Annotated in this window: 25 protein-coding genes; 18 read left to right on the top strand and 7 right to left on the bottom strand. The window is 62.7% G+C overall.

Annotated elements, in window-relative coordinates:
• The first annotated feature begins 48 nt into the window (after positions 1-48).
• The 3 genes from C2I35_RS09275 (at position 49) to C2I35_RS09265 (ending at position 2,462) form a co-directional block, all read left to right on the top strand.
• On the top strand, positions 49-339 hold the full coding sequence (locus C2I35_RS09275) for a hypothetical protein (RefSeq protein WP_103762755.1): 291 nt from the start codon (positions 49-51) through the stop codon (positions 337-339).
• Positions 340-420: 81 nt separating this feature from the next.
• On the top strand, positions 421-1,278 hold the full coding sequence (sseA, locus tag C2I35_RS09270) for a 3-mercaptopyruvate sulfurtransferase (RefSeq protein WP_103762754.1): 858 nt from the start codon (positions 421-423) through the stop codon (positions 1,276-1,278).
• On the top strand, positions 1,278-2,462 hold the full coding sequence (locus tag C2I35_RS09265; protein ID WP_103762753.1) for an amino acid aminotransferase: 1,185 nt from the start codon (positions 1,278-1,280) through the stop codon (positions 2,460-2,462). Before sseA ends, C2I35_RS09265 begins: the two co-directional genes overlap by 1 nt.
• Before the next feature lie 82 nt (positions 2,463-2,544).
• Here the strand turns inward: C2I35_RS09265 and C2I35_RS09260 are convergent, their stop codons facing one another.
• Together C2I35_RS09260 and C2I35_RS22125 are read right to left on the bottom strand one after the other, a co-directional pair.
• Positions 2,545-3,162 carry a TetR/AcrR family transcriptional regulator gene (locus tag C2I35_RS09260; protein WP_103762752.1) on the bottom strand — a complete coding sequence of 206 codons (618 nt, stop codon included), beginning with the start codon at positions 3,160-3,162 and terminating at the stop codon, positions 2,545-2,547.
• A 123-nt stretch (positions 3,163-3,285) separates the two neighbouring features.
• Positions 3,286-3,447 carry a hypothetical protein gene (locus C2I35_RS22125; RefSeq protein WP_170067168.1) on the bottom strand — a complete coding sequence of 54 codons (162 nt, stop codon included), beginning with the start codon at positions 3,445-3,447 and terminating at the stop codon, positions 3,286-3,288.
• Between the two features lie 197 nt (positions 3,448-3,644).
• On the opposite strand from C2I35_RS22125, the gene mbfA reads away from it, so the two are divergent.
• From mbfA to C2I35_RS09220, 8 genes are all read left to right on the top strand, one after another.
• On the top strand, positions 3,645-4,622 hold the full coding sequence (mbfA, locus tag C2I35_RS09255; protein WP_103762751.1) for an iron exporter MbfA: 978 nt from the start codon (positions 3,645-3,647) through the stop codon (positions 4,620-4,622).
• A 45-nt stretch (positions 4,623-4,667) separates the two neighbouring features.
• The gene (locus tag C2I35_RS09250) at positions 4,668-5,603 is read left to right on the top strand and encodes an AEC family transporter (RefSeq protein ID WP_103762750.1); all 936 of its coding nucleotides are present in this window, start codon (positions 4,668-4,670) and stop codon (positions 5,601-5,603) included.
• A 171-nt stretch (positions 5,604-5,774) separates the two neighbouring features.
• Positions 5,775-6,608: an S-formylglutathione hydrolase gene (gene fghA, locus C2I35_RS09245; RefSeq protein ID WP_103762749.1), complete on the top strand. Its 834-nt coding sequence runs from the start codon at positions 5,775-5,777 to the stop codon at positions 6,606-6,608.
• Between the two features lie 3 nt (positions 6,609-6,611).
• Complete coding sequence (gene sthA, locus C2I35_RS09240; RefSeq protein ID WP_103762748.1) at positions 6,612-8,042, top strand: Si-specific NAD(P)(+) transhydrogenase; 1,431 nt, start codon at positions 6,612-6,614, stop codon at positions 8,040-8,042.
• A 4-nt stretch (positions 8,043-8,046) separates the two neighbouring features.
• Positions 8,047-8,496 (top strand): YaiI/YqxD family protein, encoded by a 450-nt coding sequence (locus tag C2I35_RS09235; RefSeq protein WP_103762747.1) that lies wholly within the window; start codon positions 8,047-8,049, stop codon positions 8,494-8,496.
• Positions 8,493-9,446 carry a DMT family transporter gene (locus C2I35_RS09230; protein WP_103762746.1) on the top strand — a complete coding sequence of 318 codons (954 nt, stop codon included), beginning with the start codon at positions 8,493-8,495 and terminating at the stop codon, positions 9,444-9,446. Before C2I35_RS09235 ends, C2I35_RS09230 begins: the two co-directional genes overlap by 4 nt.
• 70 nt (positions 9,447-9,516) lie before the next feature.
• The gene (locus C2I35_RS09225) at positions 9,517-10,434 is read left to right on the top strand and encodes an ornithine cyclodeaminase family protein (protein ID WP_103762745.1); all 918 of its coding nucleotides are present in this window, start codon (positions 9,517-9,519) and stop codon (positions 10,432-10,434) included.
• The gene (locus C2I35_RS09220) at positions 10,431-11,369 is read left to right on the top strand and encodes an alpha/beta fold hydrolase (protein ID WP_103762997.1); all 939 of its coding nucleotides are present in this window, start codon (positions 10,431-10,433) and stop codon (positions 11,367-11,369) included. The genes C2I35_RS09225 and C2I35_RS09220 overlap by 4 nt, the downstream gene beginning before the upstream one ends.
• Here the strand turns inward: C2I35_RS09220 and C2I35_RS09215 are convergent.
• Both C2I35_RS09215 and C2I35_RS09210 read right to left on the bottom strand, forming a co-directional pair.
• A complete protein-coding gene (locus C2I35_RS09215; protein WP_146049993.1) occupies positions 11,366-11,764 on the bottom strand; it encodes a hypothetical protein in 399 nt (132 codons plus the stop codon). The genes C2I35_RS09220 and C2I35_RS09215 overlap by 4 nt on opposite strands.
• A 221-nt stretch (positions 11,765-11,985) precedes the next feature.
• A complete protein-coding gene (locus tag C2I35_RS09210; RefSeq protein ID WP_103762743.1) occupies positions 11,986-13,227 on the bottom strand; it encodes an MFS transporter in 1,242 nt (413 codons plus the stop codon).
• Positions 13,228-13,362: 135 nt separating this feature from the next.
• Between C2I35_RS09210 and zapE the strand changes: the two genes are divergently transcribed.
• A complete protein-coding gene (gene zapE, locus C2I35_RS09205; RefSeq protein WP_103762742.1) occupies positions 13,363-14,424 on the top strand; it encodes a cell division protein ZapE in 1,062 nt (353 codons plus the stop codon).
• Positions 14,425-14,476: 52 nt separating this feature from the next.
• Positions 14,477-14,899 (top strand): GMC oxidoreductase, encoded by a 423-nt coding sequence (locus C2I35_RS09200; protein WP_103762741.1) that lies wholly within the window; start codon positions 14,477-14,479, stop codon positions 14,897-14,899.
• Here the strand turns inward: C2I35_RS09200 and C2I35_RS09195 are convergent.
• Positions 14,896-15,618 carry a type 1 glutamine amidotransferase gene (locus tag C2I35_RS09195; RefSeq protein WP_103762740.1) on the bottom strand — a complete coding sequence of 241 codons (723 nt, stop codon included), beginning with the start codon at positions 15,616-15,618 and terminating at the stop codon, positions 14,896-14,898. The two genes, C2I35_RS09200 and C2I35_RS09195, sit on opposite strands and share 4 nt — an antisense overlap.
• Positions 15,619-15,711: 93 nt before the next feature.
• Positions 15,712-16,602, bottom strand: a complete 891-nt coding sequence (locus tag C2I35_RS09190; protein ID WP_245890457.1) for a GlxA family transcriptional regulator — start codon at positions 16,600-16,602, stop codon at positions 15,712-15,714.
• Positions 16,603-16,755: 153 nt separating this feature from the next.
• On the opposite strand from C2I35_RS09190, the gene C2I35_RS09185 reads away from it, so the two are divergent.
• The 5 genes from C2I35_RS09185 (at position 16,756) to C2I35_RS09165 (ending at position 22,866) form a co-directional block, all read left to right on the top strand.
• Positions 16,756-18,006, top strand: a complete 1,251-nt coding sequence (locus tag C2I35_RS09185; RefSeq protein WP_103762738.1) for a sarcosine oxidase subunit beta family protein — start codon at positions 16,756-16,758, stop codon at positions 18,004-18,006.
• Between the two features lie 13 nt (positions 18,007-18,019).
• Positions 18,020-18,307: a sarcosine oxidase subunit delta gene (locus C2I35_RS09180; protein WP_103762737.1), complete on the top strand. Its 288-nt coding sequence runs from the start codon at positions 18,020-18,022 to the stop codon at positions 18,305-18,307.
• Positions 18,304-21,252 carry a sarcosine oxidase subunit alpha family protein gene (locus C2I35_RS09175; RefSeq protein WP_103762736.1) on the top strand — a complete coding sequence of 983 codons (2,949 nt, stop codon included), beginning with the start codon at positions 18,304-18,306 and terminating at the stop codon, positions 21,250-21,252. Before C2I35_RS09180 ends, C2I35_RS09175 begins: the two co-directional genes overlap by 4 nt.
• Positions 21,245-21,811: a sarcosine oxidase subunit gamma gene (locus C2I35_RS09170; RefSeq protein ID WP_103762735.1), complete on the top strand. Its 567-nt coding sequence runs from the start codon at positions 21,245-21,247 to the stop codon at positions 21,809-21,811. The genes C2I35_RS09175 and C2I35_RS09170 overlap by 8 nt, the downstream gene beginning before the upstream one ends.
• A gap of 62 nt (positions 21,812-21,873) precedes the next feature.
• Positions 21,874-22,866, top strand: a complete 993-nt coding sequence (locus C2I35_RS09165) for a helix-turn-helix domain-containing protein (protein ID WP_103762734.1) — start codon at positions 21,874-21,876, stop codon at positions 22,864-22,866.
• A 55-nt stretch (positions 22,867-22,921) separates the two neighbouring features.
• On the opposite strand, the gene C2I35_RS09160 is transcribed toward C2I35_RS09165, so the two are convergent.
• On the bottom strand, positions 22,922-25,891 hold the full coding sequence (locus C2I35_RS09160) for a hypothetical protein (RefSeq protein ID WP_103762733.1): 2,970 nt from the start codon (positions 25,889-25,891) through the stop codon (positions 22,922-22,924).
• Between the last annotated feature and the right edge of the window lie 57 nt (positions 25,892-25,948).

Below are 25,948 nucleotides of genomic sequence, written 5' to 3'. Positions count from 1 at the left end.
CCCTCGTTCCGGGCGCACAGCGCGGGATAGCACGGGGGAGCGGGAAGCATGGACTTACTGATCAGCCTCATTGCCGGCGCCATCGGCGGCAACATCGCCGGCGGCCTCGTGCCCCGCCTGAACGTGGGCGTTCTGATCAATTCTGGTGCCGGTGTTCTCGGCGGCGCTCTTGGCAGCCACGCCCTTGGTTTGCTGGGCTTTGGCGGCCTTGCGCAAACCGCGCCCGACAGCGTGGCGCTCGACCCCACGGCACTGACGACGCAACTGGCCGCGGGCGCACTTGGCGGCGGCGCATGCCTTCTGGCCGCTGGCCTGCTGCGCAATCTGTTGACCCGCTGACCCAGGGAACAGCACACCCCGTCCGCTTGCACTGTCCCGCGTCCCGCGCTACGTCAATGGCAATGGTTTCAGGGGGCTGTCATGGCAAACGACGATCCGAAAACACTGGTATCCACCGATTGGCTGGCGGCGCATCTCAATGATCCTGACCTGCGGGTCCTTGACGCAACCTACTTCCTGCCGGGCATCGACCGCGATGCAAAGGCGGAATACGATCAGGCGCACATCCCCGGCGCCCGGTTCTTCGATATCGACGATATTTCCGACCATCGTTCCGACCTGCCGCACATGGCGCCTCCAGTGGAAAAGTTCATGTCGCGCATGCGCCAGATGGGCGTGGGCGACGGTCACCAGGTGGTGGTCTACGACACCCATGGCCTCTTCTCGGCGGCCCGCGTGTGGTGGCTATTCCGCCTGATGGGACAATACGACGTGGCCGTCCTGGATGGTGGCCTGCCCAAGTGGCTGGCCGAGGGCCGCCCGACCGAGGACCTGCCCCCGATGATCCGGGACCGGCACATGACCGTCCGGCGCGAAGCGCACCGGGTCAAGGATGTCACACAGGTCGCTTCCGCCTCCAAGCTGGGCGACTACACCATCCTCGACGCCCGTGCGCCCGGCCGGTTCCGGGGTGACGAGCCTGAGCCGCGCGAAGGGCTGCGGGCCGGGCACATCCCCAACTCCCGCAACGTCCCTTACAGCACTTTGCTCAACGACGACGGCACGATGAAATCCCCCGACGACCTGCGCACCATCTTCGATGCCGCCGGCGCGGATCTCACGAAACCCGTCATCACAAGCTGCGGCTCCGGCGTGACCGCCGCGGTGATCAATCTTGCGCTGGAACGGATCGGCAAGACCGACCACGCGCTCTACGACGGATCATGGACCGAATGGGGAGCCTTTCCTACCGTCTCCGTCGCAACCGGAGAAGCCTGATGTTTGAACACCTAAAAGAGCAACCTGCCGACAAGATCCTAGCCCTCATGCAGGCCTACAAGGACGATCCGCGCGACACCAAGATCGACCTCGGCGTCGGTGTCTACAAGGATGCCGAAGGCCGCACGCCGATCATGCGCGCCGTCAAGGCCGCCGAGAAGGAATGGTGGAAAGAGGAAGAGACCAAGGCCTATGTCGGCCTCGCGGGCGACCCGGCCTTTTCCGACGCGATGATCAAGCTGATCCTCGACGATGCCGCCCCGCGCGACGCGGTGGCGGCGGTGGCCACGCCCGGCGGCACCGGCGCGGTGAGGCAGGCGTTCGACCTGGTGAAAATGGCCAACCCGGATGCGCGCGTCTTCGTGTCGGACCCGACCTGGCCAAACCACCTCAGCATCCTGAAACACATGGGGATCGAACACGTCCCCTACCGCTATTTCGACAATGAAACCGGCGGCGTCGATTTCGACGGCATGATGCAGGATCTGGATGGGGTTCAGGCAGGCGACGTGATCCTGCTGCACGGCTGCTGCCACAACCCGACCGGCGCCAACCTGACGATGCAGCAATGGGGCGAAGTGACCGATCTAGCGAACGCCAAGGGCGCTATCCCGATGATCGACATCGCCTACCAAGGCTTCGGCGACGGCCTCGATGCTGATGCGGCCGGCACGCGCCACGTTGTGTCCTCCTGCCCCGAGGTCCTGATCGCAGCAAGCTGCTCCAAGAACTTCGGGATTTATCGCGAGCGGACAGGTCTTCTGATGGCCGTCTGCCAGGACAGCGCCCGCCGCCCCACGACGCAGGCCAATCTCGCATATCTGAACCGCCAGAACTATTCCTTCCCGCCCGACCATGGCGCACGGCTGGTTTCGCTGGTGCTGAACGACGACGCCCTGCGCGCCGACTGGCAAGCAGAACTCGAAGAGGTCCGCCGCGGCATGCTCGGCCTGCGCGAGCAACTCGCCCAGGAACTGCGCACGCTCTCGGGCTCGGACCGCTTCGGCTTCATCGCGCAGCATCGTGGCATGTTCTCGCGTCTCGGCCTCGCGCCCGACAAGGTCGAGGCGCTGCGCAAGGACCACGCGATCTACATGGTGGGCGACAGCCGGATCAACATCGCCGGGCTCAACTCAAGGACGGTGCCGCTGCTGGCGCAGGCGATCATTGACGTGGGCGCCTGAGCGCACCGTTAACGATTGTTGAAATTTTCGGGGTAATCTTCGGGCGGTGATATCTTGCGCCGCCCGCTCTCTTTTGCCCGCCTCAGGTCCCGTAACGCGCCAGGAAGGTTTCGACCGCGCCCTGAACCACGCGCTCGATCCCCGCCTCGGACGTGTCACAGTCCACACCGCACAGGCAGCGGACGAACAGATCGCACTTGCACAACTCCCCGAACTGCTTCGTCGCAAGGTCCATGTCGTCGATCTTCAGCTCCCCGCGATCCACATAGGGGGTCAGCAGCCGTCCCATGCGTTCGCTGAACAAGCCGGGACCGGACGCATAGAACCTCTGGCCCAGTTCGGGAAAGCGATAGGATTCGGCGACGCAGATGCGGAACATCTGCAGCCCGAAATCCGACAGGAAAAAACGCACCGCGCGATTGGCCGCCTCCAGCAGAACCTCTCGCGCCGTGGCGCCCGGGTTGATTTGCTGCAACGCCTCTTCGGCCTGCCGATTGCATTCGACCCGCGCGACCTCGGAAAACAGCAAGCGCTTGTCCGGGAAGTAACTGTAAAGCGTCGCCTTGGACACGCTCGCGGCGCGCGCGATGTCATCCACGCTGGCGCCTTCGAACCCGTCTCGCATGAAAATCTGCCGTGCACCCTCAAGCACTTGGTCGAATTTTCGACCTTTCTTGATCTCGGCGTCCATGGCCGTCATGCAAGTCCTCCTGCCTGTTCCTGTCAGCTTACAGGTCGTGGGCGTCGAACTGCAAGCCTGTCTGCGGGCGGGCGCGGAAGGAGAGGACGAAGGAACACCCACCCACAGACAGTGCGCGCCGGGTTACTGTGCATCTATGCCGCTGTCACCCTGCGTCACGGGCTCGGGCGCGGGCTGAGGAAATGTCAGAACCGGCGTCAGGCTCGACATGTCAACATTCATCGCCATGGAAGGGGATGCCAGCGCCGAGGCGGCAAGGGTCAGTGTCAAAAGAAGAGGTTTCATATCGCGTTTCCTTATCTGAACCATTCAGTTCACAATCGCCAATCTAAACAGATCAGTTCAGCTTGCAAGGGCTAAAGTAAACTATTCGGTTCAGATTTTTGCATACCTGCTATTCAAGTATGATCGGACGCCCCGGGCTTGACCTGGTCAGCCTCTCAGGTACATTAGAATTATTCTAAACTACTGGAGGTCATCCGATGATTCCCGGTGTCACGTCCCGCCGTCGTTTCTCGGACCTGTCCGAGCAGGAAATCCTCGCACTCGCCATCTCCTCTGAAGAGGACGACGCCCGCATCTACCGCAGCTACGCCGAGATGCTTCGGGCTGAATATCCCGATACCGCGAAGATCTTCGATGGCATGGCAACCGAGGAAAACGAGCACCGCCGCCGCCTGATCGACCTCCACCAAGAGCGTTTCGGCGACGTGATCCCGCTTATTCGGCGCGAGCACGTGGCCGGCTATTACGCCCGCCGGCCCGTCTGGCTGATGGAAAACCTCGGGATCGAGCGCATCCGCGCCGAGGCCGAGGCAATGGAAAGCGATGCCGAACGCTTTTACCTCAACGCGGCCAAGGCCACGACGGATGCCGCCACCCGCGCCCTGCTGGGAGATCTGGCCGCCGCCGAGGCCGGACACCAGGGCCGCGCCGGAGAGCTCGAGGAGCAACATCTCGACGCCGACGCCCGAGACAGCGAGGAGCGCACCGCCAAGCGTCAGTTTCTTCTGACCTGGGTGCAGCCGGGTTTGGCCGGACTCATGGACGGGTCGGTCTCGACCCTCGCCCCGATCTTCGCCACCGCCTTCGCCACGCAGGACACCTGGACGACGTTCCTCGTCGGCCTCGCCGCCTCCGTCGGCGCCGGCATCTCCATGGGCTTCACCGAAGCGGCCAGCGATGACGGCGAACTGTCTGGCCGTGGCAGTCCCATCAAACGCGGCTTCGCCTCGGGCATCATGACCACCGTAGGCGGGCTGGGCCACGCCCTGCCGTATCTCATCCCCGATTTCTGGACCGCCACGATCATCGCCGTCATCGTGGTCTTCGTCGAGCTTTGGGCCATCGCGTGGATCCAGAACCGCTACATGGAAACCCCGTTCTTTCGCGCCGCCTTCCAGGTGGTGCTGGGCGGGGCACTGGTCTTCGCCGCAGGGGTACTGATCGGCAGCGGCTGACGTCATCGCGATTGACGCCCCCCGCCAGCATGCTACCACCGCGTCATGCTGGATATCTTCATGCAAACCCTGCCCTTCTTCCTGCTGATCGGGCTTGGCTACTGGGCAGGGAGCACCGGGTTCTTCAGCGAAGAGGCCACGGCCTACCTCACGAAATTCGTCTTTTACTTCGCCCTGTCGGCGATGCTGTTCCGGTTCTCCGCGAACCTGACGATGAGCGAGATCTTCGACTGGCGGTTCGTGATGGCCTACCTCTGGGGCACGGCCTTCGTTTACGGGCTGGTGACGCTGGTCGCCTTCTTCCGCAAGCTTAAGGCCGAGGAAGCGGCGTTCGAGGCGCAATGCGGCGTAATCGGCAACGTGGGCTTTCTCGGCGTGCCGATGCTGACCCTGCTGCTGGGGCCGGATGCCATCGGACCCGTGATGCTGGTGCTGGCCGTCGACCTCATCGTGTTCGGTTCGCTCATCGTGATCGTCGTCACCGGCACCCGTGACGGACGCATGAGCTTGGGGATCTTTCGCACCGTCGGCATCGGCCTCGTGAAAAACCCGATGATCGTGTCCATCACGCTCGGGCTCGCGTGGTCCGCCTTCGACCTCCCGATCCACCCGGTCATGAACGATTTCCTGTCTCTGCTGGGCGGCGCGGCGACCCCGGGTGCGCTCTTTGCCATCGGCGCGTCGCTTGCCACCAAATCCGCCGAACGCCCCTTCGTCGCGGGCTGGCTCAGCTTCAACAAGCTGATCCTGCATCCGCTCTTCGTCGCCTTTTCCGCGCTCTACCTTTTCCCGGTCGATCCCTACCCGGCCGCCGTGATGATCACCGCCGCCGCCCTGCCCGTCGCCGGCAACGTCTACATCCTGGCCGAGCACTACCGCGTCGCGCCCCAGCGGGTCTCGGCCTCGATCCTGGTCTCTACCGCCGTTGCCGTCTTTACCGTGTCGATCGTCATTGGCTGGGTCACCGGCCTATACCAGTAATCGGCCTGCCCCGCTGCCCGGCATTTGCAAAACTGAAACCTGTTGGCGCTATGCCGATGCCGACAAAATTCGCGGTTGGCCGCAGGGCTGGGCATGATACGGTCCGCGCGACAGCCGCCGGGTGACGACAATCCGGTGTCTCACCGCTCAAAGGACAGAAGGAAGATCGTGATGGAAACCGTTTCGGAAAATGCCTGCTTCGGCGGCACGCAAGGTGTCTACACCCACACATCCAAGGCGTGCGACTGTGACATGACATTCGGCCTGTTCATGCCGCAGGAGGCGAAATGGGGCACCGTGCCCGTGCTGTGGTATCTCTCGGGTCTCACCTGCACCCATGAAAACGCCATGACCAAGGCCGGCGCACAACAATGGGCCGCCGAACAGGGCATCGCGCTGGTCTTCCCCGACACCTCGCCGCGGGGCGAGGGCGTGGCAAATGACGACGCTTTCGACCTCGGGCAGGGCGCGGGCTTTTATGTCAACGCCACCCAGGACCCCTGGGCGCCGCATTTCCGCATGTGGGACTACGTGACCGAGGAGCTGCCCGTTCTGATCGCCTCGAACTTCGCCATCGACAGCGCCCGTCAGGCCATCACCGGCCACTCCATGGGCGGGCACGGCGCGCTGACCATCGCGATGAACATGCCCGACCGCTTCGCCTCGGTCTCGGCGTTCTCGCCCATCGTGAACCCCACGCAAAGCAGCTGGGGCCGCAAGCAGTTCGGCGCTTACCTGGGCTCTGACGAAAGCCAGTGGGCCAAGCATGACGCCACGCTTCTGATGAACGAGAAGGGCTTCGATGGTCCGATTTTGTGCGATACTGGAACCTCGGACCAGTTTCTGGACCTTCTGATGCCCGAAAGCTTTGCCAAGGCTTGCGCCACCCGCCGCCAGCAATCCATCCTGCGGATGCAGCCCGGTTACGACCACAGCTATTTCTTCGTCTCCTCCTTCATGGAGGAACACGTCGCCTTCCACGCCGAAGCGCTCTACGCAGGGTAAGACATGAGCCATTACGACCTCATCATCATCGGCTCCGGCCCCGCCGGACGCTCTGCCGCGATCCAGGCGGGCAAGCTGAAACGCCGGGTGCTGGTCGTGGACCGCAAGGAGCGCCTGGGCGGCGTGTCGGTGCATACCGGCACGATCCCGTCCAAGACCTTGCGGGAAACCGTGCTCAACCTCTCGGGCTACCGCGAGCGCAGCTTTTATGGCCGCTCTTACCGGGTAAAGGACGATATCGGCGCGCAGGACCTCAAGATGCGCCTGCACAAAACCCTCGATTACGAGGTCGACGTGCTGGAACATCAGTTCAACCGCAACCACGTTGACACCCTGCACGGGCTGGCCAGTTTCACCGGGCCCAATGCCATCGACGTGGCGACCGAGGCGGGCGAGACCATGTCGCTCACCGCCGATCGGTTCCTGATCTCAACGGGCACCAAGACGTACCGTCCCGATTACGTGCCTTTCAACGGCAAGACAGTCGTGGATAGTGACGAGTTTCTCGAACTCGGCCAGATCCCTCGCAGCCTTGTCGTTGTGGGCGCGGGCGTGATCGGCGTCGAATACGCCACCATGTTCTCGGCCCTCGACGTGCGCGTCACCCTGATCGAGCCCCGCGACAGCTTCCTCGACTTCATCGACAAGACCCTGATCGACGATTTCACCCACCAGATCCGCGAGAACGGCGTTGACCTGCGCCTCGGCTCGGCCATCGAGACGATCGAGGACGCGGGTGAGCATATTGAGACCACGCTCGCCAACGGGCGGCACGTCCGCTCCGAGATGCTGCTCTTCGCCGCCGGGCGCATGGGCGCCACCGACCGGCTGGGCCTCGACAAGGCGGGGCTGAAGACCGACCACCGCGGCCGGTTGGAGGTGGATCGCAAAACCTACCAGACGAGCGTGCCGCATATCTATGCTGCGGGCGACGTGATCGGGCATCCCTCGCTCGCCTCGACCTCCCTGCAACAGGGCCGCATCGCCGCCTGCCACGCGCTCGATACGCCCACCCTGCCCGAAAGCCCGTGGTTCCCCTACGGCATCTATTCCGTGCCAGAGATTTCCACCTGCGGCATGTCAGAGGAGGAAATGCAGGAGCGTGGCATCGCTTACGAGGTCGGCATCGCCCGCTTCCGCGAGACATCGCGCGGAAACATCATGGGGCTGGAACACGGGATGCTGAAAATGCTCGTTTCCCTAAAAACCCGCCGGGTGCTGGGCGTCCAGATCGTCGGCGAAGGCGCGACAGAGCTTATCCACATCGCGCAGGCCGTGCTGAACCTGAAGGGCACGGTGGACTACTTCGTGCAGAACACGTTCAACTATCCCACACTGGCAGAGGCCTACAAGATCGCCGGTCTGGATGCCTTCAACCGGATGCCTATCCCCGAGGAATACAAGGTCGCACGCGGCGCCAAGGCGGCGGAATAGGCCCATGTCCCTCTACGTTGACGCCGATGCCTGCCCGGTCAAGGACGAGGTCGAGCGGGTCGGCACCCGTCACAAGCAAAAGATTTTTATCGTCTCCAACGGCGGCTTGCGCCCCTCGCGCAATCCGCTGGTGGAAACCATCATCGTGCCCGACGGCCCCGATGTGGCCGACATGTGGATCGCCGAGCGTGCCGGGCCGGGCGACGTCGTCATCACCGGCGACATCCCCCTCGCGGCCAAATGCGTCGAGGCAGGCGCGCTGGTGTTGAAACACAATGGCGAGGCGTTGACCCAAGCCAATATCGGCAACGCGCTGGCCACCCGTGACCTGATGAGCGATCTGCGCGCCGCCGATCCGTTCCGGCAGGGCGGCGGCAAGGGGTTCACCAAGGCCGACCGCTCGCGCTTTCTCGATGCGCTGGAACGCATGGTCCGCAAGGCAGCGCAAGGATGAGCGTGTCGCGCACGAACCTTGCCGGCGCGGGCTGCGCCCTGCTGGCTGTCATGTGCTTTTCGCTGAACGACGTGGGCATCAAATTCCTGTCTAACGACTATGCCCTGCACCAGATCGTGTTTTTCCGGTCGGCCATCGGCTTGCTGACCTTCGCGGTGATTTTCCTGCCTTTCTACGGCCTGCGGGTGCTGCGCACGCGGCGCCCCGGCGCGCACCTGTTGCGCGGGATCTGCGTGGTCGGCGCCAACTCTTGCCTCTTCCTCGGACTGGCGGCGATGCCCATCGCCGACGCGGTGGCGGTGTTCTTCATTTCGCCGCTGGTCATCACCGTCTTCTCGGTGATCTTCCTGCGCGAAACCGTGGGCGCCCGGCGCTGGGCGGCCATCGCCGTGGGCTTCGTGGGCGTTCTGGTGATCGTCAAGCCCGGCACCTCAGCCTTTCAGGCTGCCGCCCTCCTGCCCATGGCCGCGGCGGTGCTTTACGCCGTAATTCACATGGTCGCCCGCAAGGTCGGCGGTACGGAATCGGCGGCGACCATGGCGGTTTACATCCAAATCACCTTCATCCTCTCCTGCAGCATCATCGGTCTTTCGATCGGCGATGGAAAGTTCGCCCAGCAGGATCACGCCTCGCTGGCCTTCCTGTTCCGTGCGTGGGGTACGATCGCGGCGCATGACTGGTGGATTCTGGTCATGCTGGGCGTCAGCAGCGTGCTGGGCGGGTTCTTCATCAGCCAAGCCTACCGCATTTCCGAGGCCGCGTTCGCCGCGCCCTTCGAATACGTCGCCATGCCCATGGCCATTATGTGGGGCGTCACTGTGTTCGGCACGTGGCCGGACCGCACAGCGTGGATCGGGATCGCCCTGATCCTGGGTTCCGGCCTCTACCTGATCTGGCGCGAGTCCCGGAAGGATCAGATCGTAGCCAGTGACGAACCCCGCCACCTGTGACGCGCGCAGCGTTTGACGCCAACCGCGCCAGCACGCATACCTTCCGATACCAAAAGCAAGGAGCGCGCCCATGAGCATATCCATCATCCCCTTCGACGAAGGCGAGACGCTGCTCGACTGGCTGGCGCTCTGCGACACGTTCGAGGCCGGTCATAAGCGCCCCAAGGCCGAGATCGGCGATACCTTCCTCTACCGCGACCCTGACACGCTGCTCAGCCGGTCGGCTTGGATCGACGGGATGGGGCTGGCGGTCAAATCCGCCACGATCTTCCCCGGCAACCCTGACAAGGGCGAACCGATGATCAACGGTTCGGTCAGCGTCTTTTCCGACAGCAATGGCAGCTTGGAGGCCGTCATCGACTTCCACCTCGTGACCAAGTGGAAGACCGCCGGAGACAGCCTTTTCGCCGCTCGCCGGCTCGCAAGGCCCGACAGCCGCAACATCCTGATCGTCGGCGCGGGCACCGTGGGCCGGTCGCTCTTCCAGGCCTACAGCGCGGGCTTTCCCGACGCACAATTCACCGTCTGGAACCGCACCCGCGCCAATGCCGAGGCGATGGTGAATGATTGCCCCGGCCTGACCGTGGCCGACGACCTGGAAACCGCCGTGCGAGCCGCCGACATCGTCACCTCTGCCACCATGTCCACCGAACCCGTGCTCAAGGGCGACTGGTTCCAGCCCGGCCAGCATATCGACCTTATCGGCGCCTACCGCCCCGACATGCGAGAGGCCGACGACACCGCCCTGCAACGCGCCCGCGTCTTTGTCGACAGCTACGACACGACGGTGGGTCATATCGGCGAGATCAAGATCCCGCTCGAGGCCGGCACGATCACCCGCGATCACCTCGTAGCCGACTATTACGAGCCGGAACACTTCACCCGCGGCAGCGACGAAGACATCACCCTCTTCAAGAACGGCGGCGGCGCGCATCTGGACCTGATGACCAGCCGTTACATCCTCGAAGCTTGGCAGGCGGCGCGGTGATCGGCTGGGCGTTTCTCTCCGCCGGCACTGCCCTTGTCGCCGCCCCCTTAATCGCCGAGGCCTTCCGCCCCCGCGTCACAAACAAGCAACGCGCAGCGGCCACGGGCCAGGTGGCCGATCTGCCGAACGGCCCGACATGGTTCCAGTGGCGCGGGCCCGAAGGTGGCCCTGTCGCGGTCTGCGTCCACGGCCTGACCACGCCCAGCTTTGTCTGGGGTCCGCTCGCCGACAACCTCTCCGGGATGGGCTTTCGCGTCCTGACCTATGACCTTTATGGTCGCGGCCTCTCGGCCCGCCCCAAAGGCGAACAGGTCAGCACATTCTTCACAGCCCAGCTTGCCGCGCTGCTGGATCACCAGGGGATCGAGGGCGACTTCACCCTGCTCGGCTATTCCATGGGCGGTGCCATCGCGACGGGATTTGCCGCTGCACATCCCGACCGGATGTGCCAGCTTTGCCTGATCGCGCCCGCCGGTCTGGGTCACGACCTCGGGCCGGTGGCCCGGGTGGCCATCAACCACCCCAATATCGGCAAGTGGATGATGCTGGGCTTTTATCCCCGGAGCCTGCGCCGTGGCCTGAACTCCGAACGTAGCCTGCCGTCGGCCATCCCCGACATGGTCGAACTGCAAATTGCCGAAAGCCGCAAACACGGGTTCGCACCTGCCGTCCTGTCTTCGCTCAGGGGCATCATGGACGAAGACCTCGCTCCCGCCCACCGCGCCATCTGCGACGCCGGCATTCCGACCTTGGCGATCTGGGGCGAGACCGACGACGTGATCCCCCTCGCGGGCCGCGACCGGCTGGCAGCACTGAACCCAGCTGCGCGCAACGTCGTCATCCCCGGCGCAGGGCACACGCTGGCCTACACCCATGTGGCCGAGGTCGCCCAGGTCATGGACACGCTTCACGTCGCAAAGGGCGTGGCGCCCTAATCCAGTTGGGACCGCGCTGCTTCGCAGGCGCTGCCATCGGCGTCGACATCGCAAACGCGCTGCCACGCGTCCCGCGCCTTGGCAATGTCACCCGCCTGCGCCCATTCCGCGCCCAACATGTAACAGCCCCAAGGTGCCTGCGCCGTGCAGGCCATCTCGTAGGTGCGAACTTGGCACTCCCGCGCCTCGGCGACGGCGGGTCGCGTTCCCGCGATCCAGCTGCCGCGCGTCGCCGTGGCGCCGGCATTTGTGCACGCATTGGCGTCCCCTGCCGCGCATGCGGCCATGAAGAAAGGAAACTTTACCGTGGCCTGGCCCTCGACGTCCAGCTCGATTTCCACCGCGCGCGCCAGTCCGAAACAGGCCCGCGCCTGCCCCGTCCGGCACAACGCCAAGCACCATCCCGGTCGATCCGTACAATCCCGCGAACCGCCCGGCGTGCGGCCGAGGTCGCGAAAAACATCCGCCGGGCACATCTCGCGAAAGGCCGAAAAAGTCGGATCTTCCTGCCCCGCGCGCAACGTCTGATGATACCGTTCGGGCGTGGCGGCGATCCAATCGTCGACGTCCTCCGCAAAGGCCGGGCCCAGCGCCAGAAGAAACAGCGCCGCGAGCGTCAGGCCAAGGCACCGCGCGGCAGCGCCCGTTCTTTTACCGGAAGATGCACGATTGCTGAAAATGCGCCCACTCCCACGCCGATCCACCAGACCATCGAATAGTTTCCGTAGATATCATACAACTGCCCCCCCAGCCAAACACCCAGGAAACTACCCAGCTGGTGACTGAAGAAAACGATCCCGTAAAGCGTACCCATGTATCTCAGCCCATAGATATACGCGATCAGCCCGCTGGTCAGTGGCACGGTCGCCAGCCACAGTGACCCCATCGCCGCCGAGAACAGCAGCACACTGGTCGGCGTGATCGGAAACAGGATGAAAGCGGCCGCGACAAGGGTCCGCCCGGTATAGATCGCGGCCAGCAACAGCTTCTTGGAGTGGCGTTTTCCCAACCATCCAGCCGTCAGCGTCCCCGCGATATTGGCCAGCCCGATCAGCGCGATGGCCACCGCCCCCAGCGCCGAGGTCGTGGTCACCCCCATGTTGTGCAACACGCTGCCCGCCACGATCGGCCCGCAATACTCCGTCACGAAGGCCGGGAAATGTGCGGTGATAAAGCCTAGCTGGTAGCCGCAGGAGAAAAAGCCGAGAAAGATCAGCGTATAGCTCGGATCGCGGAACGCCTTGACCAGAATCTGGCCCATGGTCTCTGCCAACTCCGCCGTGCTGGCGGGTTCCGGCGCGCGCATGAGCGGCAGGCAGGCCAGTACAGCCAGGATCGCCGCCGCGAAGATCAGGAAGACCGACTGCCAGCCCATCATCGACAGCAGGTACTCTGCAATAGGTGGACCGAATACCTGCCCCGCCGATCCGGCCGCCGTCGCGATGGCCAGGCTCATCGAGCGGTTCTCGTCGCTGCTGGCGCGCCCCACCACGGCGAGGATCACGCCAAACCCTGTGCCCGCAATCCCGAATCCCACAAGCACTTCGTACAGCTGATGCGCCAGCGGCGTCGTGGCAAAGGAAGATAGCACCAGTCCGGCGGCATACATCAACGCACCAAGGATGATGGCCTTGCGGTCGCCCACTTTCTCGGCAATCGCGCCGAATATCGGTTGGCCGATCCCCCAGGCCAAGTTCTGCACCGCGATGGCCAGGCTGAACTCCACCCGCAGCCAGTTGAATTCCTCGGCAATCGGGATCTGGAACACACCGAACGCCGCCCGGATCGAGAACGACACCAGCATGATCAAGCAGCCCGCCATCAGCACAGGCGTGAAGATCGACGCGGATTTCTGCATGGGACCCTCCGAAGAATGCCGCGACAGTACCCGCCCCCGCCGAAGCGTCAATTCAGCGATTGTGATGCATACAATTCGGCTTCGCGAACCGCTTCCTGCTTTCCACGCCGTCGCAGCTTCGGTATCCACAAGGGCATGGAGACGGTCCCCGACAAATACGAACGCCTGGTCGACGAGGGCGTTCTGAAACGCGACGATGCGCAGGTCGCGGTCGTCGAGGAGCTGGAGCGTCTGCGCGCCGATCTGGCTCAACCCCAGAAAAAGGGGTTCTTTCGCAGGCAGGTCGAGGCGCCCAAAGGTCTTTACCTCTGGGGCGGTGTCGGGCGCGGCAAGTCGATGCTGATGGATATGTTCGTGGAAACGCTGTCGGTGCCCAAGCGCCGCGTGCATTTCCATGCCTTCATGCAGGAGATCCATGCCGGGATGCACAAGGCCCGCGCCGCCGGAAAAGAAGACGCGCTGGCCCCCGTCGCCAAGGAGGTGTCGGATTCGGTGCGGTGCCTGGCCTTCGACGAGATGCAGATCACCGACATCACCGACGCCATGATCGTGGGCCGGCTCTTCGAGTCGCTATTCGCTTCGGGTGTCGCGGTGGTGACAACCTCCAACCGCGAGCCCGACGAACTTTACAAGGACGGTCTCAACCGCCAGCTGTTCCTGCCCTTCATCGAGCTTCTGAAAGAACGGATGGTCATCCACGAGATGGTCAGCCCCACCGACCATCGTCAGGGTCGGCTGGCAGGCAGTCCAACGTATTTCACACCAAATACCCCAGAGGCCCGCGCCAAGATCAAGGAAGTGTGGCGCGACCTGACCGAGGGCAAGGGCGCGCCACTAACCCTTGTCGTCAACAAACGCGAGGTTGAGATTCCCGCTTTTCACAACGGCGTGGCGCGGGCCAGTTTCTATGACCTCTGCGGGCGCTCGCTTGGTCCCGCTGATTATCTTGCCCTCGCTCAGGCAGCCCGGGTTCTGGTGCTGGAAAACATACCACAACTCAGCCGGTCGAACTTCAATGAGGCCAAGCGATTTGTGACCCTGATCGACGCGCTTTACGAGGCAAAGGTCCGACTCGTCTGCTCTGCTGCCGCAGAACCCGAGTATCTATACGTCGAAGGTGAGGGCAGCTTTGAATTCGAACGCACCGCGAGCCGCCTTCGAGAGATGCAATCCGAAGGCTGGGGCCAGGACGCGTGAGCCATCCGTCCCGCGAATATGACTATATCATCATCGGCGCAGGATCTGCCGGATGTACGCTCGCCAACGGTTTGCGACGCGACAGGTCGAAGAAAATCCTGGTTCTCGGGTCCGGGCCGATGTGCAAAAGCCGCGTGAGCTTTCCGATACATTTCGCGACGTCGAGATCGACCGAGGACCGGACGTAAAGACCGATGCAGAAATCCGCGCATGGATCCGTGCGAACGTGACAATGGAATTCCATCCATGCGGGACATGCCGGATGCGGCTGGGACAGAACCCCGTGGTAGATGAAAGATTTCGCGTTCACGGTATAGAGGGGCTGCGCGTTGTGGATGCCTCGGTGATGCCCCGCGTGATCAGCGCGAATCTCAACGCGCCGACCCAGATGCTAGCGGCCCGTGCGGCGGATTTCATCGCCGGGCATGCGCAGCTTGCACCGCAGAACCCGCCCTTCGCTTCCGAAAGCGCCTAGGTCCGCGCCGTCGCCTGAAGCCAGTTGATGTAGATACGCTCGGCCATCTCGTTGAACCTGTCCATGCGTTTGGCGCAATCTTCCTGAAAAGAGCCAAGGGCTCCTTTGCCCAGCGCCTTTTCCAGGGCGCCAGCATATTCCGGGATCTCTCCCCACGCCTCGACCGTGTCATGTTCAATCTCGATGTGAAACTGCATGGAGTAAGCGCGCGTTCCCCATTTCATCGCCTGCACGGGACAGGCAGGAGACGTCGCGAGGACCTGCGCCCCTTCCGGCAGCTCGGTCACCTCGGCAGAATGCCACTGAAGGCATTGGAATACTTCCGGCAAGCCATCGAAAAACACCCCGCTTGCCCCGGCTTCGGTCAACTGTACGTCCAACACGCCGATTTCGGGAGTCTTCGATGGGCCGACCGCACCGCCCAATGCCTCTGCAAGCAACTGATGTCCCAGGCAAAGCCCGAGAAACGGAATACCCTGCCCCTCGACCGCATCGCGGATGAACACCTTTTCGTCCTTCAGCCACGGATGCAGATCCTCCTGCCAGGTGTCCATCGGACCGCCCAGTACCCAAAGTGCATCGTAACCATCCATGCTTTCGGGCAACGCCTCTCCTTCGTCCAGCTCGATCGCGTCCCACGTATGTCCGTCCTCGCGAAGGAACTTGCGAAAAACTGCAGGATGCTCGACGCGTTCGTGTTGCAGTACCAAGATGTGCATAAGTAACCTCGCCGTAGATGTTTTCCGAACCCTAACGCGCCCAATGGCCGTGGCAAGCCGCGCGGCGCAAACCGCAGCACGATTGACGCAAACCTATCTGTAGGCCGAGGGCGGCTGACCGAAACGTTTGCTGTAGGCACGCGAGAAGTGGGCGGAACTTGCAAAGCCGGTGGCGAGCGCGATTTCGGTCAGGCTGAGCGGGGAATTTCGCAAAAGACTCTGCGCCTTTTCAAGTCGTAACTCACGATAGTAACGCATTACCGGCCGACCCAGCTTGTCGCGGAACACGCGGTTGAGTTGGCGCGACGAAAGGCCTGCAACCGAAGACAGGCGCGACAGGTCCAACGGTTCGGCGACATTCGCCTCCATAGCCTCCACCGCATCGAGAATGGCGGGAACGGTCGTACCCACCCGCTCCACCAGACCGGAGCGTTGCGGACCGGCCGAAGGGCGAATTTCCGTATGCATGAACCAGTCGCTGACCAACCGCGCGAAATGCGCCCCGTGATGCTGCGTGATCAGCGCGTGCATCAGGTCCATCGGCGCGGTGCCGCCCGCACAGGTCACCCGGTCCCTGTCGATCACGTAAAGCGAGCGTTCCAGAACCAGGCTCGGGGAAATCTCGGCCAGCGCCCCGGCGTGTTCCCAGTGGACTGTCATGCGCCGCCCTTGCATCAGCCCCGCCCGGGCCAGGATGATCGGCCCGCCCGACACCCCGCCCAGCGGCACGCCCGCCCGGGCCACCCGCGCCAGCCAGTTCAGCACCGCACGGTCGTTGTAAAGCGTGGGGTCCCCGCCCGCCACGACAAAGAGGTAATCGAACGCGTCCGTCTCACCCACTTCGATCTCGGGCACCACCATGCCCGCCCCGGAACTCGGCACTGGATCCATGTCAGATCCGACGGTCACCACCTCGTAAAGCTGCCGCCGCGCCAGCAGGTTCGCAGCCCGCATCGGTTCAGTCAGCGCGGCAAAGGACATCATTGCGAAGCCCGGGACCGGTAAGATCCCGATTCTGCGCGAGGCATCCAGATTTGAACCAATATTGTCCATAATCAGAAATTATCCGTCCGTTTTGGAAAAGTCCATTCGCCAAGAATGCCGCACACTGATGTCAGCAATCGTGGGAATCATCTTATGCGCTACAGTGGATTCAAGGTCCTCTGGGAAGGCCTGACCGGCAACAAGGGTTGGACACGCGCCTGGCGCGAACCCGAGCCCAAGGCGGAATATGACATCGTCATCATTGGCGGCGGTGGGCATGGCCTGTCGACCGCCTACTACCTCGCCAAGGAATTCGGCCTGACCAACGTCGCCGTTCTTGAAAAAGGCTGGCTCGGCTCGGGCAATATCGGTCGCAACACCACCATCATCCGCTCCAACTACCTGCTGCCCGGCAACGAGCCGTTCTACGAATTCTCGATGAAGCTGTGGGAAAACCTCGAGCAGGACACGAATTACAACTCGATGGTCTCGCAGCGCTCGATCCTCAACCTCATCCACACCGACGGCCAGCGCGATGCCTTCGTGCGGCGCGCGAACTCGATGTTCCTCGCTGGCGCCGATGCCGAACTGGTCGATGCCGCCCAGCTGAAAAAGGAACTGCCGTTCCTCGATTACGACAACGCCCGCTTTCCCATCAAGGGCGGCCTCTTTCAACGCCGCGGCGGTACCGCGCGGCACGACGCCGTCGCCTGGGGCTATGCCCGCGGCGCCGACAGCCGCGGCGTTGATATCATCCAGAATTGCGAGGTCACTGGCTTTCAGATCGAGAATGGCAGCTGCCTCGGGGTCGAAACCTCGCGCGGCCCCATCCGCGCCAAGAAAGTGGCAATGTGCGTTGCCGGGTCCTCCGGCCGCGTCGCCGCGATGGCTGGCATGCGCTTACCCATTGAATCGCACGTGTTGCAAGCGTTCGTCTCTGAAGGTCTCAAACCGACTCTTCCCGGCGTGATCACCTTCGGCGCCGGCCATTTCTACGTCAGCCAGTCCGACAAGGGCGGGCTGGTCTTCGGCGGCGACATCGACGGCTACAACACTTACGCCCAGCGCGGCAACCTTCCGGTCGTCGAGGACGTCTGCGAGGGCGGCATGGCGATCATGCCGATGATCGGCCGCGCCCGCCTGCTGCGGTCCTGGGGTGGCGTCATGGACATGTCGATGGACGGCTCGCCCTTCATCGACAAGACACATATCGACGGGCTCTATTTCAACGGCGGCTGGTGCTATGGCGGGTTCAAGGCCACGCCCGCCTCCGGCTTCTGCTATGCCCACCTGCTGGCCAAGGACGAGCCGCACCCCACCGCGACGGAAATGCGGCTGGACCGGTTCATGACCGGCAACCTGATCGACGAAAAAGGCATGGGCAACCAGCCCAACCTGCACTGAGGGGCGCACAGACATGATTATCGACCATCCCCTTCTGGGCCCGCGAGACGCCGCCGAATTCGTCTATCTCGGCGATGCCGCCCTCATCGACCGGCCCGACTGGCAGGCCGCCGACGCGATGGAACAGTTCCACAGCTACGGCTATCTGCGCGACAACCCCGCAGGCCAGCACCAGGAGCTTTGGTACCACGAACAAGGCGACCGCTCCTGGCTGGTGGTCACGCGCAACACCCTGACCCACGAGATCACGGCGGTCGAACTGGCCCGTGACGTGGCACGCAAACGGGGGCGCGGCAAATGACCCAGAAAAACCGTATCAAGGGCGGCCTGATCGACCGCTCGAAAGAGATCAAGTTCCGCTTTAACGACAAGTGGTTCCGCGGCCATCCCGGCGACACGCTCGCCTCGGCGCTTCTCGCCAATGGCCAGCTTCTGATGGGCCGCTCCTTCAAGTATCACCGCCCGCGCGGCGTGTTTACCGACGGCTCCGAGGAACCCAACGCGCTGGTCCATCTGCGCGACGGCGCCTATCAGGAGCCGAACACACGCGCCACGATGGTCGAACTCTTCGAGGGGCTGAACGCTACCTCGCAGAACCATCGCGGCACGCTGGAATACGACCTGCTAGCGGTCAACGATTTCTTCTCGCCCTTCCTGTCGGCGGGTTTCTACTACAAGACCTTCATGTGGCCCAAGGCGTTCTGGGAAAAGCTCTACGAGCCAGTGATCCGCTCCGCCGCCGGACTTGGGCGCCTGTCGATGAAGGACGATCCCGACACGTACGACAAGGGCTTCCTGCATTGCGACCTGCTGGTCATCGGCGCGGGTCCCTCGGGCCTGATGGCGGCACTGACCGCCGCGCGCTCAGGTGCCAGAGTGATCCTCGCGGATGAGGATTTCCGCCCCGGCGGTCGCCTCAACTGCGAGACGCTGGAGCTGGGCGGCATGTCCGGCACCGACTGGGCGGCGCAAACCGCGGACGAATTGGCGTCGATGGATAACGTCCGTCTAATGCCCCGCACCACCGTCTACGGCGCTTACGATCACGGCATCTACGGCGCGCTCGAACGCTGCACCGATCACCTTGCGGATGGCGGCGACAAGCCGCGCCAGATCCTGTGGCGCATCTATTCCAGGCGGGCCGTTCTGGCGGCAGGCGCCACCGAGCGCCCCATCGCCTTCGGCAACAACGACCGCCCCGGCATCATGCTGGCCGGCGCCGTGCGCAGCTATGCCAACCGCTATGCCGCCACCCCGGGCAAGCACGTCGCCGTCTTCACCAACAACGACGACGGCTGGCGCACCGCCGCCGATCTTGTGGCCAAGGGCATCGAGGTTCCCGTCGTGGTCGACAGCCGTGACACGCCCGCCCCCATTGACCTGCCAGGCGTTCGGCATGTCGCGGGCGAGGCGGTTATGAACACCATCGGTCGCAAGGGCGTAAAGTCGATCACCCTGACCAATGGCAAGGTCATTCCCGTCGACGCGCTGGCCGTGTCAGGCGGCTGGAACCCAAACGTGCACCTCACCTGCCACCAGCGCGGCCGTCCTACATGGCGCGACGACTTGTGCGCATTCGTTCCGGGCGGCGACCTGCCGGTGGGCATGGCCGTCGCCGGGGCCGCGAACGGGGCGATGACCCTCGCTGCCGCACTGGCCGAAGGCCAGGCCCAAGCCACCGCGCAACTCGACGCGCTCGGCATCAAGGCCAAGGCCACCGACCTGCCGCAGGCCGAGGATGAACCGCGCGGGGCCGCCGCCTTCTGGCACGTCAAGCAAAGCAAGCATCGGGCCTGGGTTGACCTGCAGAACGACGTCACCGTCAAGGATATCAAGCTGGCCAACACCGAGGGTTTCCGCTCGGTCGAACTGCTAAAGCGGTACACGACGATGGGCATGGCAACCGACCAGGGCAAGACCTCGAACATCGCGGGGCTCGCTATCCTGGCCGAGGAACGCGGCAAGACCATTCCCGAGGTCGGCACAACCATCTTCCGCCCGCCTTATACACCCGTGCCCATCGGCGCGCTGGCCGGTCGCGCGCGCGGCAAGGATTTCCGCCCCTACCGCCTGACCCCCAGCCACAAATGGGCCGAGCAGAACGGCGCCAGCTTCGTCACCGTGGGTAACTGGCTGCGGGCTGAATGGTACACGCGTCCGGGCGAGCAAGGCTGGCGCGATTCCGTCGACCGCGAGGCCCTGACAGCCCGCACTAGCGTCGGCATCTGCGACGTCACAACGCTGGGCAAGATCGACATCCAGGGCAAGGATGCCGGCGCCTTCCTCGACAAGGTCTATGCCAACACCTTCTCGACCCTTAAGGTCGGCCGGGTCCGCTATGGCCTAATGCTGCGCGAGGATGGCATCTGCTACGACGATGGCACCACCGCAAGGCTGGATGAAAACCACTTCGTGATGACCACGACTACCGCCAACGCCGTCACGGTTTTTCGCCGGTTGGAATTCGCACGCCAGTGCCTTTGGCCCGACATGGACGTTCACCTGATTTCCACCACCGACGGCTGGGCGCAGTTCGCCGTCGCTGGGCCAAAATCGCGCGACCTGTTGCGCAAGGTGATCGACGCGGAACACGACCTGTCGAACGAGGCGTTTCCCTTCATGGCCTGCGGTCACGTAACCGTCTGCGGCGGCAAGCCCGCGCGATTGTTCCGGATCTCGTTCTCGGGCGAGATGGCCTATGAAATTGCCGTGCCCGCGCGGTTCGGCAACTCGATGATGGCGGTGCTGAACGAGGCGGGCGCAGAATTCGATGCGGCACCGTATGGAACCGAGGCGCTTGGCGTCATGCGGATCGAAAAAGGCCACTGCACCGGCAACGAGCTGAACGGCCAGACGACCGCCCACAATATCCGGCTGGGAAAGATGGTCAGCCAGAAGAAGGAATGCATCGGCCAGGTCCTGGCGCAACGCCCCGAGATGGTGCGCGAGGACGCCGTCCGGCTAGTCGGCTTCCGCCCCGTCGACCGCGACAAGAAGCTGATCGCCGGCTCGCATTTCCTGAACAAACAGGCCCCCGCCGACATGGAGCATGACCAGGGATGGATGACCTCGGCCGCCTATTCGCCCAACCTCGGCCACCATATCGGCCTGGGCTTCATCAAGAGCGGGCACGAGCGCATGGGCGAGATCGTCCGCGCGGTCAGCCCCGTGCACGGCACCGAAATGGAGGTCGAGATCGTCTCGGCCCATTTCGTCGACCCGGAAGGAGAGCGTCTGCGTGGCTGATTTCACCCTCATTGCCGAACCACCCCTCAAGGGCGTCGACCACAACTTCGGCGACACGCGGCTTTACGCGCCCGACGACCTGGCGATCGTGTCCATCGCTTTACCGCTCGGTGCCGAGGATGCGACGCTTCAAGCGGTCAAATCGGGCTTTGGCGCCGACTTGCCCGCGCCGGGACAGTCGGTCATGGGCAATGACGATACCCGCCTTGTGCGCCTTGGCCCCGACCAGGCCTTCGCGATTTTCACGCGCGCAACGCCCGATGCAGAACCACATGTGCAGAGCCTGCTGAAAGGCGCGGCTTATACCACCGACCAGACCGATGTCTGGACAGGTCTGATGCTCGACGGGCCGCTGGCCCGAACCGCGCTGGAACGCATCTGCCCGATCGATCTGCATCCCGACGCCTTTGCCGAAGGTGCCGCCGCTCGCACGGTCATGGAACATCTTGGGGTGCTGATTATTCGCACTGGCCCCGACGCCTTTCTTCTGCTCTCCGCATCCTCCTCGGCAGGGTCCTTCCTGCATGCGGTCGAGACCTCTCTCGTCAACGTAACCTAAAGGCAATTCATCAAGCACGGAATTCAGGGATCCGTTTCACAACAGGGAAAGTCACAAACGACATGTACCTCTCAAACCTAGATCCCGTCGGCACGCCCGACCCGCGCCCGCTGCGAGACCAGCGCAGCCTTTCGAATAAGTTCGTTTTCTTCGTTCAAAACAGAGACAGTGCATTTGTCGCAGAAACTTGTATTCATGTGCTGCGACGCGCCAACAAGATTTTGGCCCACGATATCTACGACTGGACCTGCGTTGAAGCAGCGAACTCTTGCAGCGAAACACTAAGCTGTGCACCGGATCAGATACTGGTGCTGATTGGCGGCGTCGAAACGCCTTGGCGACCGACTGGGTCAGAGGTATCTCCGCTGCGGTCCGCAATACGCAACGCCGCGCGGGTGTGCGTCGTCGGGGGAGCAGTATTCGTGCCATTGGCGACAGGCGTGCTCGGGGCAAAGCGCTTGTCCGTGCACTCGGCATTCCATGCCGGTGTGCGGGAAACCTGCTCGACCGTGGAAATGCAAGACGAGGCCACTTGTCACTATAAAGCCTTCAGCAGCGCCACCGGTCCGGCCGCCGCAATGCAGATGATAGTCGAACTCATCGGTGCCCGCGAAGGCAATTTTACCGAAGCCGCACTGGCGCGTGATCTCGGTCTGGAAGGACCCGAGTCTCGGAGCGGCAACGGGGCTGGCGAGCGCTGGCGTTTGCACCGGCGGGCGCAGGGTTGCGAAATGATTTCAGATGCGCTCCAGATCATGGAAGACCATATTGAGGACACTTTGAGCGTATCTCAAGTTTCTGAAATCATAGGAATTTCGGCGCGAAAGCTTGAGCGTGGTTTTGCCGAAAAGTTGGGGAGCTCCCCCCTGAAAGTTTATCGCGACCTGCGCCTCGACCGCGCCCATGACCTGATGACACAGACTTCTCTACCGGTCGGCGAAGTCGCCATTGCCTGCGGATTTTCAAACGTCACGCTTATGAAGCGCTGGTTTCAGAAAAAATACGGCGAGACTCCCTGTAGTGTACGACGACAGGCCTTCAACGGCATTCACTGAAACCAGAAACCCCCGGCAGGTGGACCGGGGGTTTTCATGACGAACCTGGCCCAGATCAGCCGGCGTTTCGCGCCTCGGCCCGGAACTCGGTTTCGTCGGTAGCCGAGAAACGTCCGCCTTGGACTTTGCGCAATTTTCCTTGCCGCAGAAGCTGCCCGAAAGAGCGAAGGCCGTCTTCGCGGCTGTAGTTTCCACTGTTTACTTCTTTCAGCTTACCCATAAGCATCGGACGCGTGAATTCCGAGTGACCCTCGACATCCGACATGTAGGCAGCTGCGGCCTCAAGCAGGTCTGAGAGGTCGGTCGCCCCCATCTCTTCGGCAAAGGCCGTGAAGCCACCGTCGTTTGACTTCGGCACCGGCGCCGGCACCGAAGTGACGCGGCGCGGGCGCACCGGTGCACGCTCAGTATCAACCCGTTGCTCGGCCACTAATTTGAGCGGCGCTGGACGTTGTTCGTTCGGCCGTACCGAACGGCTTGTCGAGGCCGGGGCGCTGGGGCGCCGCGGGCGCACCACTTCGGCTAAGTCAGAGCGATAAGGGGTTTCATCAACCCCCTGGTTCACGTCAACACCGGCACTCTTCTCGGCTTTTGTTGCGGCAACGGCGGCACGCAGATGCTGAATTGCCGTGCGCCGCATACTAGCGTCCTTGTCGTCCATCTGGCTGTCAGCTTCCTCGAAAATACGTTTTTCATCTTCGGGAGCGCGTTTTCCCATACCGAGCAGTCGCGAGAGGCCGCTGCGAGGTTTGGCCACCTGACCTGCTGTGTGCTCGTCTTCGGTCCGGGCAGCGTCATTGGCGGAAGCGGCTTCGTCAATCGAGGCCTTTAACTCACGATCCCGGGCTTCGGACTGAGACTCGTCTTCATCCTCGTCCTCAAACTCTGTTGTGGCGTGCTGACGATTGTCTTGCACAAGCGCACTATTCTGAGAGCTTGCCTCGGCAATGGCCGCATCCTCGAAGTCAGCCTCTTCTTCCCAGTTATCGTCTTCGGTGTCGAATTGGGCCCTATCCGCTTCGCTAGCCATGCTCTTTTCAAAGCCACTATCGGCCAGTTCCGCCTCGACTTCGGCTAGCTCGCGCTGCAGATCGGCTTCTTCTTCGGGGCTGAGGATCGCCTCATCGCCAAGGTACGCGCCGTCGCCCATATACGCGTTCGCCTCGGCTTCCTCCTTGATCATGCCCTGCGCGAACGCGGTCTCGAATTCGGAACGTTTCATCTTGAGTACACGAGCGTTCAGAGGACGCGAAGTAGCGCTCTCGTGGTGCTCTGATATGCGCGCTTCCTCGCCCAGTACGAATGGCGACTGACCTTCGTCATCCAAGTCTTCTTCGCCTGCGTCGAGAGCGTCGTCGAGATCGGCAAAAAGCGACTCGGGGGCCTCGTCTTCACCCAGATCGTCCTCTGCCAAATCATCCAGGTTATCAGCAATCGCCGGCACATCTGCACCGGCGCCCTGAACAGGCTCCGCATCCGCGAGAAGTTGCGACAGCGTATCTTGGTCTATTCTTGCGGCCGTGTCATGGTCCAGTGACGGTGCGGATTGGGCATTGTTGTCACGTTCTAACGTTTCAGCATCGAGATCCGCATCGGTAGTGTCTTCAGCAGCGCTCTGGGACTGTTCTTCTGCATCCGCGTCCAAGTCGGCCATGAGCGCATCAAGCGTATCCTCGTCGGACGGAATGCTTTGAGTCTGTTCTGCATCGTCGTCTTCTGCTGCGGTGGTGACTTTCGGCTCCGGTTCGCCCTCAAGCTCAGACAGCTCTTCGGTAAAGATGTCTTCCGACGAAGCTTCATCCGTATGTGCGGCATGGTGTGCCGTTTCATCGTTATCAGCATAAGATTCGTTAAGCAGTGCGTCCAACTCTTCCGAGGCGTTGCTCATCGTGCCGTAGGCATGCTCATCTTCGCTGTAATCTGACACTTCGTAGTCAAGATGACTTTGCGAAACGACCGACCTTATGCGACGAAGTTTTTCCGCGACGCTATCGGCGTCATCGTCGCGTGCCGTAGGCTCGTCTCGCGGACCGGTAACAATTTCAACAGTCGCCTCAGTTTCTTCGGCTCTTGGGGAGAGTGCTCCATACCCCGTGACCTCGGCCTCTGCGGGTTCGGGGTCATAATCACCCGCAGCGCTGGTTCCGGCTTCACGTTGGTCCGGCGCAGAAGAACTGGCTTCGTCCGCCGCCGCGTCGGCGATGAACGCCTCGACGTCCGCGTCGTATGCATCGCCTTTGGTCTCAGACTCCGGCGAAGCTTCACTCCCGACCACACTTTCCAAAGACGGATCTACGTCTCGCGTAACGTCGGGGGCGGAACAGGTGGTCCCGGCATTCGCAATCTCCTCATCGGCGATTGCTTCGTCTTTGATCTCGATTCCGGCCATTACGTCTTCGGCTTCAGGAACTGGTTCGTTTCCGGCCGTTTCGACATCGCCTGATGTTTTTGATTCGGACTCTATCTGCTCTGGCGCTTCAGCGGCCAATTCGAACGCGTCGGGTTCTGCGGGAGCCACCTTGGCATCATCTTCAGGCAGTCGCGCTGGCAGCGTATCGAGCTCCGACGCTTCCACCGGGGATTTGGGCGCGGATTCGGCCACAGTGTCAGCTGTCGTCTCGGATGCTTCGGTTGGCTGCTGAGCTTCAAGCTCAGTTTCGGAGCCTACATTTTCCTTCGCCGGTTCAGGCTTGGTTTCGGGCGCTTCGTCGGCGGCGGCAGGTGCCGCGACCGGCGCGGCATGTGTAAGAGCCTCGGCAACGCCATGTCCCTCATCGGCCCGGAGGTGGATTTTTCCTTGCTCTTCGCGTGCTTCGACGCGGCGGGAAATCTCGCGCTCGGCAATGCGGGCAAGCATCTCGGCGTCCGGGCTCGGTGGTTCCGCACCGAAATACCTGTCGTCGGCAGCCAAGTCGCGAAAATACTCTGCAATGGCCTTCATTGTTTCGAACGAATCGTCGAAACCTTCCAAAGTGCACGAAAACGTGCCGTAGGATACGGTCAGAATTTTGCTTGTGCTTACCATTTTTTCGCTCGCTCTACTTTGCCTGCAATCATATTTTTTACCATGATGGCAGCGTCG

The organism is Roseovarius confluentis (assembly GCF_002917925.1).
In the GTDB taxonomy this organism is placed as follows: domain Bacteria; phylum Pseudomonadota; class Alphaproteobacteria; order Rhodobacterales; family Rhodobacteraceae; genus Roseovarius; species Roseovarius confluentis.
Note: the sequence above shows the minus strand (reverse complement) of the source record. Positions and strands in the feature narration are given on the sequence as shown.